This window comes from Paractinoplanes lichenicola (assembly GCF_016785085.1).
Lineage (GTDB): Bacteria > Actinomycetota > Actinomycetes > Mycobacteriales > Micromonosporaceae > Actinoplanes > Actinoplanes lichenicola.
This window is the reverse complement of sequence record NZ_JAENHO010000031.1, coordinates 1-17,339: the sequence shown is the minus strand read 5'-3', so window position 1 is coordinate 17,339 and position 17,339 is coordinate 1. Positions and strand designations below refer to the sequence as shown.

Annotated in this window: 14 protein-coding genes; 10 read left to right on the top strand and 4 right to left on the bottom strand. The window is 67.1% G+C overall.

Going from position 1 to position 17,339, the window contains the following annotated elements; all coding sequences use genetic code 11:
- Positions 1-170: 170 nt before the first annotated feature.
- A complete protein-coding gene (locus JKJ07_RS49390) occupies positions 171-914 on the bottom strand; it encodes a hypothetical protein (RefSeq protein ID WP_203078859.1) in 744 nt (247 codons plus the stop codon).
- A gap of 470 nt (positions 915-1,384) precedes the next feature.
- Here JKJ07_RS49390 and JKJ07_RS49385 point away from each other — a divergent pair, with 470 nt between their 5' ends.
- Positions 1,385-2,389 (top strand): SDR family NAD(P)-dependent oxidoreductase, encoded by a 1,005-nt coding sequence (locus JKJ07_RS49385; protein ID WP_203078858.1) that lies wholly within the window; start codon positions 1,385-1,387, stop codon positions 2,387-2,389.
- A gap of 113 nt (positions 2,390-2,502) precedes the next feature.
- A complete protein-coding gene (locus JKJ07_RS49380) occupies positions 2,503-3,588 on the top strand; it encodes a hypothetical protein (RefSeq protein ID WP_203078857.1) in 1,086 nt (361 codons plus the stop codon).
- Between the two features lie 90 nt (positions 3,589-3,678).
- Here JKJ07_RS49380 and JKJ07_RS49375 read toward each other — a convergent pair whose 3' ends face one another.
- The gene (locus JKJ07_RS49375; RefSeq protein ID WP_203078856.1) at positions 3,679-4,713 is read right to left on the bottom strand and encodes a hypothetical protein; all 1,035 of its coding nucleotides are present in this window, start codon (positions 4,711-4,713) and stop codon (positions 3,679-3,681) included.
- 573 nt (positions 4,714-5,286) lie between these two features.
- On the opposite strand from JKJ07_RS49375, the gene JKJ07_RS49370 reads away from it, so the two are divergent.
- The 6 genes from JKJ07_RS49370 (at position 5,287) to JKJ07_RS49345 (ending at position 12,706) form a co-directional block, all read left to right on the top strand.
- The gene (locus tag JKJ07_RS49370; protein ID WP_203078855.1) at positions 5,287-6,243 is read left to right on the top strand and encodes an NAD-dependent epimerase/dehydratase family protein; all 957 of its coding nucleotides are present in this window, start codon (positions 5,287-5,289) and stop codon (positions 6,241-6,243) included.
- A gap of 295 nt (positions 6,244-6,538) precedes the next feature.
- Positions 6,539-7,930 (top strand): exopolysaccharide biosynthesis polyprenyl glycosylphosphotransferase, encoded by a 1,392-nt coding sequence (locus JKJ07_RS49365; RefSeq protein WP_203078854.1) that lies wholly within the window; start codon positions 6,539-6,541, stop codon positions 7,928-7,930.
- Positions 7,930-8,766: a GumC domain-containing protein gene (locus JKJ07_RS49360; RefSeq protein WP_203078853.1), complete on the top strand. Its 837-nt coding sequence runs from the start codon at positions 7,930-7,932 to the stop codon at positions 8,764-8,766. Before JKJ07_RS49365 ends, JKJ07_RS49360 begins: the two co-directional genes overlap by 1 nt.
- Complete coding sequence (locus JKJ07_RS51510; protein ID WP_203078852.1) at positions 8,763-10,199, top strand: O-antigen ligase family protein; 1,437 nt, start codon at positions 8,763-8,765, stop codon at positions 10,197-10,199. The genes JKJ07_RS49360 and JKJ07_RS51510 overlap by 4 nt, the downstream gene beginning before the upstream one ends.
- A complete protein-coding gene (locus JKJ07_RS49350; RefSeq protein WP_203078851.1) occupies positions 10,196-11,518 on the top strand; it encodes an MATE family efflux transporter in 1,323 nt (440 codons plus the stop codon). Before JKJ07_RS51510 ends, JKJ07_RS49350 begins: the two co-directional genes overlap by 4 nt.
- A 45-nt stretch (positions 11,519-11,563) precedes the next feature.
- The gene (locus JKJ07_RS49345) at positions 11,564-12,706 is read left to right on the top strand and encodes a glycosyltransferase (protein ID WP_203078850.1); all 1,143 of its coding nucleotides are present in this window, start codon (positions 11,564-11,566) and stop codon (positions 12,704-12,706) included.
- Here JKJ07_RS49345 and JKJ07_RS49340 read toward each other — a convergent pair.
- The gene (locus tag JKJ07_RS49340; RefSeq protein WP_203078849.1) at positions 12,698-13,609 is read right to left on the bottom strand and encodes a glycosyltransferase family 2 protein; all 912 of its coding nucleotides are present in this window, start codon (positions 13,607-13,609) and stop codon (positions 12,698-12,700) included. The two genes, JKJ07_RS49345 and JKJ07_RS49340, sit on opposite strands and share 9 nt — an antisense overlap.
- The gene (locus JKJ07_RS49335; RefSeq protein ID WP_203078848.1) at positions 13,606-14,883 is read right to left on the bottom strand and encodes a glycosyltransferase; all 1,278 of its coding nucleotides are present in this window, start codon (positions 14,881-14,883) and stop codon (positions 13,606-13,608) included. The genes JKJ07_RS49340 and JKJ07_RS49335 overlap by 4 nt, the downstream gene beginning before the upstream one ends.
- 476 nt (positions 14,884-15,359) lie before the next feature.
- Here JKJ07_RS49335 and JKJ07_RS49330 point away from each other — a divergent pair, with 476 nt between their 5' ends.
- Together JKJ07_RS49330 and JKJ07_RS49325 are read left to right on the top strand one after the other, a co-directional pair.
- Positions 15,360-15,851, top strand: coding sequence for a hypothetical protein (locus JKJ07_RS49330; protein WP_203078847.1), 492 nt, complete (start codon positions 15,360-15,362; stop codon positions 15,849-15,851).
- Between the two features lie 140 nt (positions 15,852-15,991).
- Positions 15,992-17,152 (top strand): acyltransferase family protein, encoded by a 1,161-nt coding sequence (locus tag JKJ07_RS49325; RefSeq protein ID WP_203078846.1) that lies wholly within the window; start codon positions 15,992-15,994, stop codon positions 17,150-17,152.
- The last annotated feature ends 187 nt before the right edge of the window (positions 17,153-17,339 follow it).

Genomic DNA, 17,339 nt, shown 5'->3' with positions numbered 1-17,339 from the left:
TGCGGGGGCACGGGTCCCTGCCTCTGGAACTCCACGGTGCGGTTGGTTGCGCTGGGTGGGTGGTTGCGGGGGCACGGGTCCCTGCCTCTGGAACTCCACGGTGCGGTTGGTTGCGCTGGGTGGGTGGGTGGGTGGGTGGGTGCGTGTACTGAGGATCCGCTCTCGGGCGGCTAGCGCGTGGCGGTGGGGGTGGCGTTCGCGGAAGCCTTCGCGGTTCCGGTGGGCGTCGTGTTGCCGCACGCCAGCATGGTTTGAGCGATGTTGCGTACCGTCTTCGGGGGAAGGGCGTCGCTGCACCCGACGGTGCCTTCCTCGACCGGGCCGAAGGTGGAGTAGGTGCCCTCATCCACGAGCTGGTAGGTAGGGGTTCTCCGGCCGAAGTCGCAGACCTCCCGGCTGAAGGTTCCGCTGACCTGCATCGTCCCCTTGTAGAGGCCGTAGTAACCGGGGCTGTTGAACCGCCACTGAACCGAGGCGTCCTGGGTGTTGGTGGTGGCCTCATCCGTCCGCACACCGAACCCGACCGTGCGGCCCACCTGATCGAACAACGTCTGGGAGTTTCCGGACTCGTCGTCCGCGAATCTGGTTCCCGTCACACTGTGGCTGCCGTTGACGCTTGTGTTGCTGTTGATGCTCGTGCTTACCCGGCCGACCACGTTGAGCCGATACGTATTTGAGGAGAGCGTTCCGGGGGTCACATAGAAGCTGGTGAAGTGGGTCACTACGGGAGTCACGGAGGCCGATTTGATCGTGATTATCTCCTCGCCGATCTCCCGGGCGGTACAGGATTTCCGCTCGGGCGGCGGAGCGTCGGAGGCGGCGGCGGTCGAGGCGAAACCCGCGGTCGTCCCGACAGCGGCTGTCGTCACGACGAGGAATTTGCCGATCCGCCGTGGCAGTGATTCGTAGATCATTTGTTCTCCTGCTTCGAGTCGGTTGGTCGGGTCCGGGCGTGGCCGGCCCGATCCGGCGTGTCCTGCGCGTTCCGGCGCTCGACCGCCCGTCGACCTGCCAACGCTGCATACTTCGACCGCGAACTTGACCAACGCTCTCGGTGCGCAGTCAGTCACGCACCATCCCGCGAATTCATTTCAATGCGGTCGGTCAGTGAGGTGAAGTTGCCTCCTATTCGGCTGGGATGATCCGGGAAAAAAAACCGATGTCGGGGCCGCGGGCTTGGTATTTGTTGTTCGAGCGTTTGATCATGCGGGTTTCGGTGTGGTCTCGGCGGTCGGCACGGCCGAACCTCTGCGCGACCTGATCACGGACGCTTCGGCATTACTGCGTACGGTCGTCACGGCCGACTGAGCAGCGCGGACTTTCACGCAAGAAAAACGTATCCGGGAGCATTCAGAGTACGAGCCCGGGCGCGCATCGTTGGGTCATGACCAAGGAACAGCAGCATCCCATCGGCACTCCGTTCGGCCCGGCCTCGACGGCGGATGATGTTCTCAGCGGGATCGATCTGAGCGGGACGAACGTCGTCATCACCGGAGGCGCGGGTGGGCTCGGGCTCGAGGCCACGCGGGCGTTGAGCAAGGCCGGTGCCTCGATCACGGTTGCCGCCCGTGACCCGGAGCGGGCCGGGGCCAAGCTGGCGGGCATCGATCGAGTCGAGATCGGCCGGCTCGACCTGCTCGACCCCGCCTCGATTGATGCCTTCGCCGGGCGGTACCTCGAGTCGGGGCGGGCGTTGCACATCTTGATCAACAGTGCGGGTAATGCGTACGGGAAGTTGATGTTGGATGGTCGGGGGTATGAGGCGTCGTTCGCCGCGTTTCACCTCGGGCACTTCCAGTTGACGCTGGCCCTGCACCCGGCGCTGCGGGCCGCGGGTGGGGCCCGGATCGTCAACGTTTCCTCGGGGGCGCACCGCACCAGTGACATTCGGTGGGACGACCTGCACTTCGCGCAGGGCTATAACGGCAACCTCGCGTACGGGCAGACCAAGACGGCCGGTGTGCTGTTCGCCGTCGAGTTGGATCGGCGCTGGGCGGGGGAGGGGATCCGGGCCTTCTCGGTGCACCCGGGCATCTCTGTCGCCTCGAGCCTGGCGCACATGGAGGACGGCACGTTCAGCATGGATCAGCTGCGGGCCATGGCGCTGATCGACGACAGCGGCCGGCCGATCATCGACCCCGAGAACGAGAAGAAGACGCCCGAGCAGGCCGCGGCGACGATCGTGTTCGGGGCGACCAGCCCGCTGCTCGACGGGATCGGCGGGGTCTACCTGAAGAACAGCGACGTCGCGCCGCTGGACCCGACGCCGTGGGGGCCCACCCCGGTGGGGGAGAAGCCGGTCGTCCTGTCCGACGCGGCCCCGCACGCCCTCGACCCGAAGTCGGCCCGGCGGCTCTGGGAGCTGAGCGAGGAACTGCTCGAGCGCTGATTCACGGCGCAACTTCACCGCACCGGTCGAGGCACCGGGCGCGCACCCCCCGACCCTGAATCTCTTTCGTATGCACGGCCGACCTGAGGCCGTACAAACGGGGGAGAAGCGACTTGCGTCTTTTGAAGCTGCACAAACACCGCCCGGTGCTGGCGGCCCTGCTCGCGGTGGCGAGCGCGGTCACGATGGTGCCCCGTGATGCCTCCGCAGCGGTCAACGGCGTCGTCGTGGCGAATGCCGCGGATCCTCGCGCCGGTGGGCGTCTGTTCGCGGCCACGAGCCCGTTCAATCAGGTCATCCCGACCAACCCGGAGCTGGATCCGCGTTCCGCGTCGTACGTGTCGCTGATGAACCGCAGCAAGAAGGAGAAGGGCTTTTCCGTAGCCGTCAAGGAATGGGCCATTCCGGCCTACTTCGCGAAGCCGGGAACTGCGCGCCGTGACGTGCTGATCGCCGGCCAGCCGCCGGGCGCGCATTACGACCGCACCTTCGTTCATGACGTTCAGCGGATCATGCGCGGCGTTCCGATTCCGGACAACGCTCAGCCCGACCCGATGGACGACGCGCACCTGACCGTGATCGACCCGGCCAACGGCTGCGAGTACGACCTGTACGGCGCCAAGCGGACCGCGAAGGGCTGGACCGCACTCTGGGCCAACGCCACTTCCACGCCGGAGAGCGGGATCTACCCGTACGGCCTCTCGTCGCGAGCCACCGGTTTCTCGCCGCTGGCCGGGATGATCTGGCCCGCCGAGCTCCGGGCCGGCCGGATCGACCACGCCCTGGTCTTCGCGTACCCGTACACGCGTTCCGGCGGACCGGTCTACCCGGCCACGGCCAGCGACGGCAAGACGAACCTGGCCGCCGCGCTGCCGCAGGGCGCCCGGGTCCAGCTCGACCCCGCGCTGGACCTCAGCAAGCTGAAGCTGACCGCCTACGAGCGCACGATCGCCGAAGCCCTGCAGCGTTACGGGATGTACCTCGGCGACACCGGCGGCGCGATGGCGCTCTACGCGGTCAGCCCGCAGAGCTTCGACACCAGCAACCCGTACGCGGGCCTGCTGCCCGACGACCCCTACGTCTTCCTCGAAAAGATCCCCGTGAACCGATTCCGGGTGCTCAAGACCGGCGCCCAGCTGGCCCAGACGCCCTTGACCGTGGTGCCGTCGTCGTGCGCCCGCATCGACGTCATCGGCTGACGTAGAGCAAGAAGCCACCGCCGCGACCTGTAGTCCGTCAGGACTCGGGACGCGGCGGTGGCTTTCGTTTTGCCGGAGTCTGCTCGGTAATCACCCGAGGACTTCGATCTGAGCACATGGTGAAGGCACGACGGCAAGCGGTGTCTGTGCCGTCTGCGAACCGGTTCTCAGCACCCGGAACCGCTCCACGGGGATCCTGTCGAGGAACACAAGAGGGTCGTCGGGCAGCGTCCCCGCGTACGGGTTGAGTTTGAAGCTCTGCGGGTTGACCGCGTAGAGCGCGAGCGCGCCACCGGTGTCGCCCAAATACATCCCGTAACGCTGCAGGGTCTCGGCGATAGTGCGCTCGTACGGGCTGAGCCTCAGGGTGTCCAGGTCGAGTGTGGGGTCGAGCTGGACCCGGGCGCCCTGCGGCAGGGCCGCGGCCAGGTTCGTTTTACCGTCGCTGGCCGTGGCCGGGTAGACCGGTCCGCCGGAACGCGTATACGGGTACGCGAAGACCAACGCGTGGTCGATCCGGCCATTGCGGAGTTCGGCGGGCCAGATCACGCCGGCGAGCGGTGAGAACCCGGTGGCTCGCGACGAGAGGCCGTACGGGTAGATCCCGCTCTCCGGCGTCGAGGTGGCGTTGGCCCAGAGTGCGGTCCAGCCCTTCGCGGTCCGCTTGGCGCCGTAGAGGTCGTACTCGCAGCCGTTGGCCGGGTCGATCACGGTCAGGTGCGCGTCGTCCATCGGGTCGGGCTGGGCGTTGTCCGGGATGGGGACACCGCGCATGATCCGGACGACGTCGTGGACGAAGGCGCGGTCGTAATGCGCGCCCGGTGGCTGTCCGAGGATGAGCACGTCGTGCCGCATCGTGGCCGGCTTGGCGAAGTAGGCCGGCACGGTCCATTCCTTGACCGACAGGACGAATCCCTTTTCTTTCTTGCTGCGATTCATCAGCTTCACATAGTCCGCGGAGCGCGGGTCCAGCTGCGGATTCGTCGGGATGACCTGGTTGAACGGGCTCGTGGCGGCGAACAGGCGGCCGCCCACGCGGGGATCTCGGTTGACGACGCTCTCCGGGGTGTCGACCGACTTGGGGCATCCGACGACCGCCGCCAAAGCCGACGAGAGAACAAGCATTGCCGCGATGGCCCGGCGGGGTACGTGGCGACCCTCGTCGGAACGGACGGGCTTCGGCTCTTCAGGGCGCGGCTTCTCGATATCCAAGGCAAGGAACACTACCGCCGCGGAAGGAACTCGCAGGGTGAAAGTCACCCGAACAAGTGAGGCCGCCATTCGCGCTCGGCCGTCCGTGTCACCGGATCGAAGTAAAGGCCGACCGAACACCGTGCTTCGTGACCGATGGCGGCGTCCCCCACCGATGATCGGTTTAGCCCGCTCCGGTGAATTCAGGTCGCCCCGCCCGGTTCGGCCGAATCATCCGTCACCGGGTTGTCCGGGCTTCGTTGATCAACGTTGACATCGATCGTTCGTGAGCGATGCCCACCCGTCCTCGCGGGCGGTGGGCCGGGAAGAAACTCCTCGACTGCCAACCCTCTGACATCGTCCGGCCGAAGTGCGGAAGAGCCGGGCGGGCCGCTGCGAATGTGAATGGCAAAGGTGCCGACATCACGATCACCCTGGCGGGAACGCCGGTGTTTTTTCGCTGTGTCCAAAACTCGATCCGCAACAACCTGGGCAGGAATTCAAAAAATGAAGATTCTGGTGACCGGCGGAGCTGGTTTCATCGGTGCGCATCTGTGCCGCGAGCTTCTCGCCAGGCCCGAAGTCGAAGGCATCACGGTGCTCGATGATTTCAGCACCGGCAATATCGACAACATCGAGTCGCTTCCGGTCGAGGTGGTCAAGGACACCATCCTCCGGCGCGACATCGTGACCGAATTGGTCGAGCAGAGCGACGCGGTCGTTCATCTTGCCGCGCAGCCGTCCGTGCCCCTTTCCATCACGGATCCCATGACCAGTCACGAAGTGAACGTGAACGGCACCGTCGGAATTCTGGAAGCCTGCCGGAAATCCCAGAAAGCATTTGTTTTCGCCTCGTCGTCGGCCGTTTACGGCCAGACGCAGAAACTGCCCATCAGTGAGGACGACGCCGCCGCGCCGGCCAGTCCGTATGCGGCCAACAAGCTGGCCGCCGAATCGTATGCGCTGGCGTACGCGTCGACTTATAAATTCCCGGTGGCCGCGTTCAGATTCTTCAACGTCTACGGACCCCTGCAGTCGCCGGACCATGCCTATGCGGCGGTCATCCCCTCGTTCATCGACGCCGCACTGCAGGGCCGGCCCCTGGTCATCTATGGTGACGGGACCCAGACCAGGGACTTCACATACGTCGGAGCCCTGGTGGCGGTCCTGGCCGACGCGGCTCTGCGGAGGGTGGCCAGCCCGTCGCCCGTCAACCTGGCCTTCGGCACGCGGACGACGATCATCGATCTGGCCAAGAAGATTGAATTGATCACCGAACGGCCCATTGATTTCCAATTCACCCGGGTCCGGCCGGGCGATGTCCGGGATTCGCAAGCGGATAATCGCCGGTTGCGGACGCTGATGCCGGAAGCGCGCGATTCCGCGCTGGAGGACGGGCTGCGAGCGACGATCGACTGGTTCAATCTCGGGAAGACGGAGTTCCCCGTTCGCGGCAAGGTGTGACCGGTATTACACCGGTGGCTTCAGCTCGATCCCGGCCGTCGAGAGTTGCTCGCATTCGTCGGCCCCGGCGGGAATTTCCCCGGGGCCAAGAGCTGAAGTCACCGACCGGTCATGGCGGTCGGCGGTTCGGCTGATCCCGGCCGGGTGAACATGAGAGGGGCAGACTTTTGCGGACGGCGTTTGCGTGCACAATTCATCGAAAGCATCGACGCCCGGCCCGTGAGTCGTTGATCGAGCCGTGCCCAAGCACCGGAATCAGGAGTTCGCCGCTATGCGATTCCGTAGCGCACTGGACGTGGGTGGCATCGAAATTGCAACGCTCGTCTCGGTCGCCACGATCGGGCTTGCCGCTGTGACCGAGTCACTGACTTGGTATGAGGCCCCGGCCGCCGCGGCGGCCCTGTGCGCAGCCATTTTTGTTATTCGCTGTGGTCATCCCTTCACCCATTTCCTACCTTTGGCCAAGCGATTGGTGCCGGCCAGTGCGCCACTGGTGATTCTGTTGATGACGGAAGTCTCGGGTCTCTTCACGCGACGGGTGCACATCCCGTCGCACAACCTCGCGGCGGTCTGTCTGATCGGCAGCCTCGGCATTGTCCTGCTGTCCTTCCGCCGGCAGCCGAAACGCAAGCCGGTCCGTATCGCGCTCCTCGGCAACTCCGAACTCTCCACGGCGCTGGCGCAGGAACTGGCGGTTCATCCGTCGGCCGGTCAGATCGTGGGATTCGTCGGTGAGCGATCGGCCGATCCGCTCCGGAACCACGACTACCTCGGGCCGAGAAGCGAGTTGCCCGCCATCGTCGAGGAGAACGGGATCGATCTGCTTCTGGTCTCTTCGGAAGAAGCCCGCCGTTCCGTCTTCGAGCTGCTGGCCGCCGACTGCCTCGACCTCAAGGTCCGGGTGCTGGAGCTGGCCTCGTTCTACGAGGACACGTTCGGGCTGACGCCACTGGCGGCCATCGAACCGCGCTGGCTCGAATCGGTGTTGCACCCGAGCTATCGACAGGAGATCCCCTGGAGCAAGCGGATCCTCGACGTGGTCGTCAGTCTGGTTGCGGGCCTGATCGCCATCCCCGTTCTCATCCCCCTCGTCATCCTCGTCAAGCTGGACGGCGGCCCGGCCCTCTACCGGCAGATCCGGATCGGCGAACGGGGCCGGCCTTTCGAGATCCTGAAACTGCGCTCCATGCGTTCCAGTGACGAGCGTCAGCAGTGGTCATCCCGTACGGATCCCCGGGTCACCTGGATCGGGAAGTTCATGCGCCGCACCCATCTCGACGAGCTGCCCCAGATCGTCAACGTGCTGCGTGGCGACATGAGCATCGTCGGTCCGCGACCCGAACAACCGGCTTTGGCCGAACGCCTGCGGTCGTCGATTCCCTATTACGACGTACGGCATCTGGTGCGGCCGGGTCTGACCGGGTGGGCCCAAGTTCGTGGCGGTTACGCGGGATCCGACGACGGATCCGTCTTGAAGGTCTGCTACGACCTCTACTACATCAAGCATCGGTCGTTCTCCGTCGACTGCGTGACTCTGGTGGAGACCGTCCGAACCCTGGTCTTCGACCGGCAATGGCAGAACGCCGGCGCGTATCTGGCCTCGGCTTTCCCGGACAGTCTCCGCGGGCTCTCCACCCAGACGACTCCCTTTCCCCCCGAACCTAGTCGAGTAGGCGTGCCCCGGTAATGAACTACCAACTCAAGGACAAACCGAGCATGGCCGATCGAGACCGGCAGACCTCGATCGTCGATCCGAGACCAGTGGCGCCGGTGTCTGTGCCGGCGCTGGGTGGAATCACCGGCTACTGGAGGTTCATCGTTCTGGTCGCCACGGCATGTGTCGCTGCGACGGCCGGCTACGTGTATCTCGTGCCGCCGAAATTCGAGGCCTCCGCGCACATCCTGGTCGCTCCTATCCCGACGAACGCCGATCTGCCGGGATTGGGCCTCGTCAACGAGTCCCTCGAACCCGCACGATCGCTGCAGACGGCCGTCGCACTGCTCGACACGCCGACCGCGGCAGCCGCCACCGCCGCCAGACTGGGCGCGCCCTGGACCCCCGAATCCGTCGAGCGAAGCGTCTCTCTGGAGCCGTTGGGACAAAGCTATGTCGTCGAGGTGAAGGCGGAAGCCGATACGCCCTCGACCGCCGCCCGGCTGGCGACGACCTTCATGGAAAGCGCCCTCGCGACGCGAAATGCGGAGATCAAGAAACGGGCGGCCACCCTGCTCGCCCTGCGCAGCGGGCTGCCCGCGGGCATGACGAGCAAGCCGAATCCGGCCACCACGGCGCGGCTCGAGCTGATCGTCCGGACCGGCGATCCCACACTGTCGACGGCTCAGTCCGCAAGCCCGCCGCGTTCCCCGGCCGGCCTGCCGGCACCGGCCAAGATCGGGCTGTCGGTAGTCCTCGGACTCGGTCTCGCCATCGCCATCGCCTGGGCCAGAACTCGCGGGACCAGGCCCCGCGACGGAGCACGGGCATCGGTGTACGCGTCGGACACCAACGGCTGGAACAAGTGACTACGGCTCTCCACCGGCGTCCCACGCGGCTCTCCGGCGCGCCCCTGGTGCTCACCGTGACCTGCTCGGCGGCGGCGCTCGGGGTGTTGATCGGATTCGACGAGCGGATCGCGGTCGGTGCACTGGGCGCGGCGGCCCTTGCGGTCTGCTGCTTCGCGAGTCCGACCGCGGGCCTGCTCTGCTTCCTGCCGGCCGTGTTCGTCCCCTACAGCGCAGCCGGTAACGCCCTGTTCAAGGCGGGCTTCGTGTTGTGTGTCGCCGCCTGGACGCTGGACGCGATCCGACGCGGGTCGATCATGGACGAACGAATCCGGGAGTTCCGCCGGCTGATCGTTCTTCTCGTCGCGATGTATTCATGGTTCGGGGCGACGGTGCTGTGGGCGGACGATCCGGCGGCCGTCGCGGCGGAGTGCTGGCCGTGGGCGATCGCGCTGACGGTCTTCGTTCTGGTGCTGACCCGCATCACGACCACCCGGCGTCTTCTGCTCCTGGTGGCCACCTTCGTCGCGTCCGCGACGCTTGCGGCCGCGACCGGCCTGGTGGCCCTGCAATCGACCGCCTCCGCCTTCGCCGACCCGCTGACCAGCGCGGACAACCGCGTCTCGGGGGCCGCCGGCGACCCCAACGTGCTGGGGGCCGGACTGGTCGCCGCGGCGATCCTGGCGTTCGGACTGGCGTGTGTGGTCCGCCGTGCCTGGGTCCGGTCGGCGATCGGGGCGGCGATCCTGACGCTGGCGGCGACCGCGGCCGGAACGGCGTCGCGCATGGTGGTGATCTCGGCCGGCGTCGCGTTGGCCGCGGCACTGGTGATCTTCAAACAGGTGATCGGGCGGGTACTCGCGGCTGCTGTGTGCGTGGCCGCCTCGGCCGCATTGTGGTTCTCCTTGTTTCCGGCGGCGTGGCAACGGCTGGTGATCTCCAGCGACGGAGGGTCCGGTCGGGAGGACCTGTGGCGGGCCGCGCTCCGCCTGGCGCTGGAGAACCCGATCGTGGGTCTGGGCCTGGCCGGCTTTCAGGCCCACAAGCCGGCCGTCGCGCTGGAGATCGGCGAGGTGCAGAACGCTTCCGTCGTGGCGGAACAACCACTCGTGGCCCACAACACATACCTGCAGATCTGGGCGGACACCGGCGTGATCGGCCTCGTGCTGTTCCTCACGGTCGTCGTGTTCTGCATCTGGTGCTCGCTGCGAGCCGGTCGGGACTTCACCGCGGCCGGCCGTCGCGATCTGGCCGCGCTGAGCCGCTGCGTGGCCGTCGCCGTCATCTCGATGCTCGGCTCAGCCGCGTTTCTCAGCATGGCGCGGGACTACCGGCTGTGGTTCTTGCTGGCCATCGGACCGGTTCTGCTGTCGCTGGCACGGGCCGAATCGCCATGGCGCCGGGGACACCGGACGGACCTGATGCCGGTCGCCGGATCGTGCCCCGCATCATGAAGGACACGGAGACCCTGCCCGCGGACCGCCGGCCGCCGATGTTCCGCGCGGCGGTTCAGACGTACGGGTCATACCTCATCGCGTCGGCCGGTGGCCTCGCCAACGTGGTGCTGACCGCACGCCTGCTGGGCGCGGACGGCCGCGGTGAGATCGCCTTCCTCACCACCGTCGCGAGCCTGGTCGCGTTCGTGGCCAGCCTGAGCGCGTACGAAGCCATGATCAATATCAGCGGGGCGCGTCCGGAGGAACGACCGGCTCTGGCCGGCGCCGGCCTGGTACTCACCGGCGTGCTCGGCACGCTGGGCGCGGCCGGAGCCGGGATCATCATCTGGGCCGTCCCGACCCAGGGGATGCTGTTCAGCAACGTCGACATCATGATCGCGGTCAGTGCGGTCCCGGTCTCGATTCTGCAGACCTACTTCCTGTATCTGGCCCGGGCCTCGTACGACCTGGCGGTCGCCAGCCTCGGATGGATCAGCGCACCGTTGGCCACGCTGGCCCTCAACGTGGGTTTCGCGGCCACGGACGGCTTGACGATGCGCGTCGCCATCACGAACTGGGTGATCGGCCTCGCCTGTTCCGCCCTGCTGCTCGTGGCCCACGTCGGCCGGTCGTCCGGATTCGCCGTCCCCTCGGCGTCCCTGCTGAAGCAGGTTCTCGGGTTCGGGTTGCGCAGCCACCTCGGCGGCGTCATGGTGACCGGCACCTACCGCCTCGACCACTGGCTGCTCGGTCTCCTCGGCAGCGCCCGTGAGCTCGGCACCTACAGCGTCGCCGTGGCGTGGTTCGACGCGATCGTCCATCTGTCCCGGGCGGTGAGCGTGACCTTCCGGCCGGATCTGCTGCGGGCTTCGGCCGAGGATGCCGGTCGTCAGTCGGCCCGCATCTTCCGCATCTGCGCCGTCGTCGTGCTGGTTCTCGTAGGCGGAACGGTGCTGATCGCACCGTTCCTCTGTGTGATCGTCTTCGGCCCGGAGTTCTCGGACTCCGTGCTCGACCTCCGGATTCTGGCCTTCGGCGCCTTCGGGATGATGGCGCTGAACATCTTCGGCACCGCCCTGGTCGCCCAGCAGCGGCCGATGCTGGAGTCGATGGCCAACGCTGCCGGATTCGCCGTCGCACTCGTCTTGTACCTCGTGATGATCCCGCCTTTCGGCGCGACGGGCGCCGCCTTCGCATCCGCGATCTCTTATCTGATCTGCGGAGGCGTCGCACTCGGCCTCGTTCACCGGACGCTCGGCCTGCAATACCGGTCGTTGGTGCCGCGGTCGTCCGACATGGCGCCGCTGGTGCGGTTGTTGCGTGCACGGAAAGGATGAAATGCCCGAGATCAGTGGCACTCCGTACGACGTGGTGGCGGCTCGATGAGAATCCTGGTGGTGGCCTGCCGGTTCCCCGAGGCCGGGGGCAAGGGTGACGCCCTCCGCTCCTTCGCCTTCGTCCGAGAGCTCGCGTCTCGCCACGACGTCACGGTCGTCACGCCCTCCCGGCCGTCCTCTCGCAAGGCCGAAGCCGCGCTCCGTGAGCATGCCGTCGTCGAGATCCGGCCCACCCGAGCGCTGAAGCGTGTGTTCGGGGCCGGCAAGGCGGCGTTGCGCGGAAGGCCCGGACAGGTCGGGTGGATGATGCCCAGCGACGCGTGGGCGAGTATCCGGGCGCTCGCGCCCGGGCACGACGTGGCGCTGGCCGTCACGGTGCGATCGATCAGAGGTCCGCTCGGAATCCCCACTGTCCTGGACCACGTCGATGCGCTGAGCCTGAACATGCGGCGACGGGGCGACGGGCCCGAGTCCCCGCTGCGCCGCTTCGCTGCCCGGCGCGAGGCGCTGGCGCTGGCACGCTACGAGCGTCGCGCCGCCAGGTGGGTCGACGCGCAGGTGGTGACGGACCGGGAGGACGCCGGCGAGCTTCCCTCGCATCCGGACGTCACGGTCATCCCGGCCGCGTGGGACGGGACGATCGCCGACGTCGACGGGGCAGACCGCGACACCGACGTCATCTTCACCGGCAACATGGACTACCCGCCCAATCGCGTCGCGGCGGAATGGCTTGCGCACGAGATCGTGCCGGCCCTGCGACGCCGCCGGCCCGAGGCGCGGGTGATGGTAGTAGGCCGGGGCGCCGCGCGGCTGCGACTGGACGGAGTGGAGGTCGCCTCCGACGTCCCGAACCTCGCCGACTACCTCGCGCGGGCGCAGGTCGCCGTGGTGCCGCTGCGCGGACTCGGAACAGGCTCCCCGAACAAGTTGCTCGAGGCCGCGGCCGGCGGGGCCGCGGTCGTCGCGACCTCCTGGGCCGGTGCCCGGTTCGACGTCCCTTGCCTGATCGCGGACGACGCCGAGGAGTTCGCGGCCGGGATCGATCGCCTGCTCGGCAACGACGCCGAGCGCGACGACCTGGCCCGGCGAGCTCGCCGGGCGATCGAGGACTACAGCGTCGCCCGCACCGTCAAACGGCTGGAAACGGTTCTGGCGGGCGCCGCCGCGGCCAAGTCCACGTCACGATGAGGCGGTCGCGGCTCGGCGGCGCCACCGCCGGAATCGTGCCCGGGGGCCCCAGAAGACCTCCGAGCTCATGTGGGGCTCGAAGATGTCGCGGATGAGGGCATAGCACTGCTGCCGCCGGCGCTCGGGGAGGCCGGGCACGATGCCGACGACGGGGAACATCGCCTTGACTCCCCACGACGACGGCGACCGGCGCCAGTTCGACCGGCGCTCGGCGAAGAGGCGGTGCCGGCGGCTGCGGAGCCGGGCCCGGAGCGCGTCGAAGCGGCCCAGGCTCTCCCGATACATTCTCGGCGTTTCGTGCTGGCGATAGAACAAGTTCACTTCGGGAACGTAGACGCCCTGCGCACCGACCTCGGCAAGCTTCATCCACAAGTCCCAGTCCTCGAACCCGGAACCCATGTCCCAGCCGCCCACCGCGGTCAGCGCGCTGCGCCGGACCATGGTGGTGCCGACGATCTCGTCGATGTAGGTGATTCGCCAGGGGTCCAGGCTGGGAGCGCCCGGCACCCGGCAGTCGAAGGCGCCGAAGCAGGTGTAGTCCCCCCAGGCGAGGTCGGCCTCGGGTCGCGCGTCGAGTGCGTCCGCGAGGCGCTGCAGAGCCCCCGGCGCGAGCCGGTCGTCGGAGTCCAGCGGATGGACGTATCGCGCGCTCGTATGCCTGACACCGGTCATCCGGGCGGCGGACAAGCCCTGGTTGGGCTGAGTGACCACCTGGACGCCGGCTTCACGCAGCCTCGCCAGGACGTCGAGCGTCGGGGGGTCGGTCGAGCCGTCGTCGACGACGACGATCTCGCACGCCTCCTGGTCCCGCACCGACTCGATCGTCTCGAAGAGGAATCGGCCGTCGTTGTAGCACGGAATGACGACCGCTACCCGGGGATGCGCTTGCGTGCCGGCGCTCATGCCGCGGCCTCCTGCCGGGTGCCGGCCGCGAGGAAGGCGGCCGTCGAAGCGGAGGTCTCTTCCAGGGTTCGCATCTCCGCGAGTTCCCGCCCCCGGCTCACCAGGGCGGCCCGGCGGCCGCTGTCGGTGACGAGTCCGTCGATCGATTCGGCCAGCGCCGCCGGATCGCCTGATGGCACCAGAGCGCCGGCCCGGCCGTTGTCGAGAACCACGCCGACCCCGCCGACGTCGGTCGCCACGATCGGCAGGGCGTTCGCCTGGGCTTCGATGAGCACTTGGGGCAGACCTTCGGTGACGGAGGTGAGGACGAACAGATCCGAGCGGCGGTAGTACTCCATCAGCTCGTGGCCGATCGGCACGAATCCCGGAAGTGAGACAACACCCTGGAGACCGAGCTCAGCCACCCTGTCGCGGACAGCCGGTTGCAACTCGCCGTCCCCGACCCAGGTGAGCCGGAACCGATCCGGGCGACGCGAGTGCAGCATCGCGAGCGCGTCGAGCAGCATCATCGGATTCTTCTCGGGTGACAACCGGCCCACGGTCAGCAGCTCGATCGGTTCGGTGAGCTCACGCCGTGGGCCGACCGGCCTGAGATCGCGACGCCGGATGAGCGAGACGCTCATCGGATACAGACCGGTCCGCGGTCCTCCGTACGCTTTCTCGTTGCCCGCACCCACGACCGTCGTCGGCAGCCTTCGCGACAGCAGCCGCCAGGACGCGTCGAGAATCCGGACCGCGAGAGCGACCCCGGCGTGGCGGGCACCCGGCTTCATCCGGCTGGCGAAATAGGCGAGTGTCTCCTGCCGCACGCCGAGCGTCACCCGCCGACGTCGAACCCGGGCCAGGGCGACGAGCAGCAGTCCGAAGGGATGCGGCCCGAAGACCCAGACGTGATCGACATCGTCGAGATGCCGCCACATCGCACGGGCGGTCGCGAAGGCGTTGGTCGCCAGGGCGCCGGGCGAGAGCGTCGGATAGTAGGGCAGGCCGGCGACGACAGGACCGCCGGGCAGCGGAAAATCGGTGCCGGCGTCGCTCGACTGCCGGGCAAAGATCGACAGGCCGGAGAAATCCGATCCGACCTCGCAGACGAAGGTGAGGAACGCCAAGCTGGCCGCATTTGTCCGCACGGAAGAATCGTCCCCGTGATCGGCGTCGACGACCGTGTCGACATAGACGCCGAGCCGCTCGCCGCCTGGTTTTGTGCGAAGAGCGGTCCCGCTCGCGGTCGATTCCCTGTCCAAGATGCCCTCGCGATTGTGATTCTCGGTCATCCGCCTGTTCGCGGAACGTTTCAATTTCCATTGAATGCCGGGGGAAAGCAATTGGGCAATCCCCGGCCGGGGGTACGGGCGGTCTCACTGGCCGACGAACGACGTCTTCGTCGTCCAACGAGGCCTCCGTCGGGGGGTGACGGAATGTTGTGCGGTGATTCGATAACTCCGGGCGCGGCCCGATGATTCACCGGAGCGGGCTAAGCCGATCATCCGATGTGCGGGCTGTCGCGCCGTGCGCCGGCGGGCGTACGCGCTCGGTCTCGCCGCGGTTTTCGAGACGCCTGGCCCGCTTGCCGTCACCGGGCCCGGTGAAAGGACTCGGGTGGTGCCGCGTTTTCGCTCGATCGCGGGAAACGAGGACTGTCGCCGCGGATTTGCCGGATGCGGCCCAGCGCGGTCGGCATAGTGGGCAGCCGCCGGAAATGCACGTCCACCCGGCCCGCGTATTAATCCGTTGCAGATAAGGACCTTTTGTGAAGATTTCGTTGAGGCTGGCAGTCCTGGCCGGGGCGACGACCGTGGCACTCGGCGCTGTCGCGGCACCCGCGACTGCGGCGCCGGGCCCGGACGACCCCGATCGCAACACCAACAAGACGGTGACGAACATTCGGCACACGAGCAAGGACAACAACAAGAGCGTCAACAACAGCCGGCCGGTGACTCACGACAACAACACGAGCAACACCAACGTCCGGCACACGAGCCACGACAAGAACGTGAACGTCACCAACGACCGGCACGTCAGCAACGACACCAACCGGGTCGTGCGGAACGACCTGCGTACGAGTCACGACGTCAACCGAAGCGTGACGAACGACTATCACACCAATCAGGACACGAACTTCAGTTCCAGTCACGACAAGAACTACACGACCAACTACAACACCACTAACGACTACGGCACGCATGTGCTCCCCGACATCAACCTCAGCAGCCTGCCCATCGCGGGGTCTTTGCTCGGCTGAGGCAGTGGTGACGCGAAACAGGGCTGACCCGAAGGGTCGGCCCTGCGCTTTTTGGCGAGGTAAACGCGCCCTGGAAGCCCAATTAATGCGAGAAATATTCGACGATTGAAGAGCGGGTGGGCTCTGCTACGGTCCTGGTCATGGCTTCTGAAAGCGGCGGCACGATCCGGAGTATTCAGATCTTGCGGGCCCTGGCCGCGACCGCGGTCGTCTATTTCCATTGCAGCTCGCCGCGCGGTGGATTCGGGTTCCCCCAGACGGGTGCGTGGGGCGTCGACATCTTCTTCGTGATCAGCGGCTTCATCATTGCGCGCACGGCCTTCAAGCGGCGGGACAACTTCCTGCGGATCCGCATTGTCAGGGTCGTGCCGATCTATCTGATCGCGACATTTCTGATCGCCGGTGTGGTTCTTGCCCTCCCCGGCCGAGTGAACAGCGCTGAGGTCGGCCCGGTTGGTCTGCTGAAGTCGATCCTGTTCATCCCGTACGAGATGGCAACGAGGCCGGGGCCCATTCTCGAGGCCGGCTGGACGCTGAACTACGAGATGTTCTTCTACGTGGTGGTGGCGCTCGCTCTGCTGGTCACCCGGAGTGCCAAGCGTGGCCTGGCCGTCACCGGCGTGCTGCTCGGCCTGCTCGCGGTGAGCGGCTGGGTCGCACCCTCGGACTGGTACGTCGTTCGCTTCTATCAGAGCAGCTTGTTCCTGGAGTTCCTGTCCGGGGTTCTGCTCTGGATGGCTTACGAGAAGTCACGCGACATCCGCGGCGTCTTCGCAGCCGGCCGGACGACGATCGCGGGCGGCTTCATGATCGCTGCCGGCATTGCTCTGCTCGTGGCCGAAGATACGTGGCCGGCATTCACCATCGAGTCGGAAGGACGATTCCTTCAGTACGGCCTTCCCGCCTTCGTGGTGGTCGCGGGGGGCCTGCTGGTGGAACCCGCTTTGCCGGCCGGCCGGTCGGTGACATCGCTGGTGGAACTGGGCGACGCGAGCTACGCGCTCTATCTGTTCCACCCCTTCGTCATCCTGTTCCTCTCCCGAATCGCCTTCGAAAGCGTCCTGACCGAAGCCGCGACCGCCGTCCGACTGCTGCTCCTCCTCCTGGCACTCGCCCTATCACTAGCGGCAAGCGTCGTAATCAACCGCTACATCGACGGCCCGATTCAGCGCAGGCTCCGCAGCCGGGTGCTGAGTCCCGGTCGGTCCGCGACCACACCGTCTTTGGTGCAGCAGGCCGCCCGCAGGGTTTCAAGGGCCCCGGCCCCCGCGCAGCCACCCACCAACCGCAACCGCCCGTAGCGGGGGTTTCAGGGGGCTCGACTTCCGCGCAGCCACCTACCGACCGCGACCGCCCGTAGCGGGGTTTCAGGGGGCTCGACTTCCGCGCAGCCACCTACCGACCGCGACCGCCCGTAGCGGGGTTTCAGGGGGCTCGACTTCCGCGCAGCCACCTACCGACCGCGACCGCCCGTAGCGGGGTTTCAGG

Bases quoted from the DNA above. Each gene is read 5' to 3' on its own strand.
- JKJ07_RS49375 (WP_203078856.1), bottom strand. From the start codon at position 4,713: ATGCTTGTTCTCTCGTCGGCTTTGGCGGCGGTCGTCGGATGCCCCAAG.
- JKJ07_RS49385 (WP_203078858.1), top strand. From the start codon at position 1,385: ATGACCAAGGAACAGCAGCATCCCATCGGCACTCCGTTCGGCCCGGCC.
- JKJ07_RS49350 (WP_203078851.1), top strand. From the start codon at position 10,196: ATGAAGGACACGGAGACCCTGCCCGCGGACCGCCGGCCGCCGATGTTC.
- JKJ07_RS49390 (WP_203078859.1), bottom strand. From the start codon at position 914: ATGATCTACGAATCACTGCCACGGCGGATCGGCAAATTCCTCGTCGTG.
- JKJ07_RS49335 (WP_203078848.1), bottom strand. From the start codon at position 14,883: ATGACCGAGAATCACAATCGCGAGGGCATCTTGGACAGGGAATCGACC.
- JKJ07_RS49370 (WP_203078855.1), top strand. From the start codon at position 5,287: ATGAAGATTCTGGTGACCGGCGGAGCTGGTTTCATCGGTGCGCATCTG.
- JKJ07_RS49340 (WP_203078849.1), bottom strand. From the start codon at position 13,609: ATGAGCGCCGGCACGCAAGCGCATCCCCGGGTAGCGGTCGTCATTCCG.
- JKJ07_RS49325 (WP_203078846.1), top strand. From the start codon at position 15,992: ATGGCTTCTGAAAGCGGCGGCACGATCCGGAGTATTCAGATCTTGCGG.
- JKJ07_RS49360 (WP_203078853.1), top strand. From the start codon at position 7,930: ATGAACTACCAACTCAAGGACAAACCGAGCATGGCCGATCGAGACCGG.
- JKJ07_RS49345 (WP_203078850.1), top strand. From the start codon at position 11,564: ATGAGAATCCTGGTGGTGGCCTGCCGGTTCCCCGAGGCCGGGGGCAAG.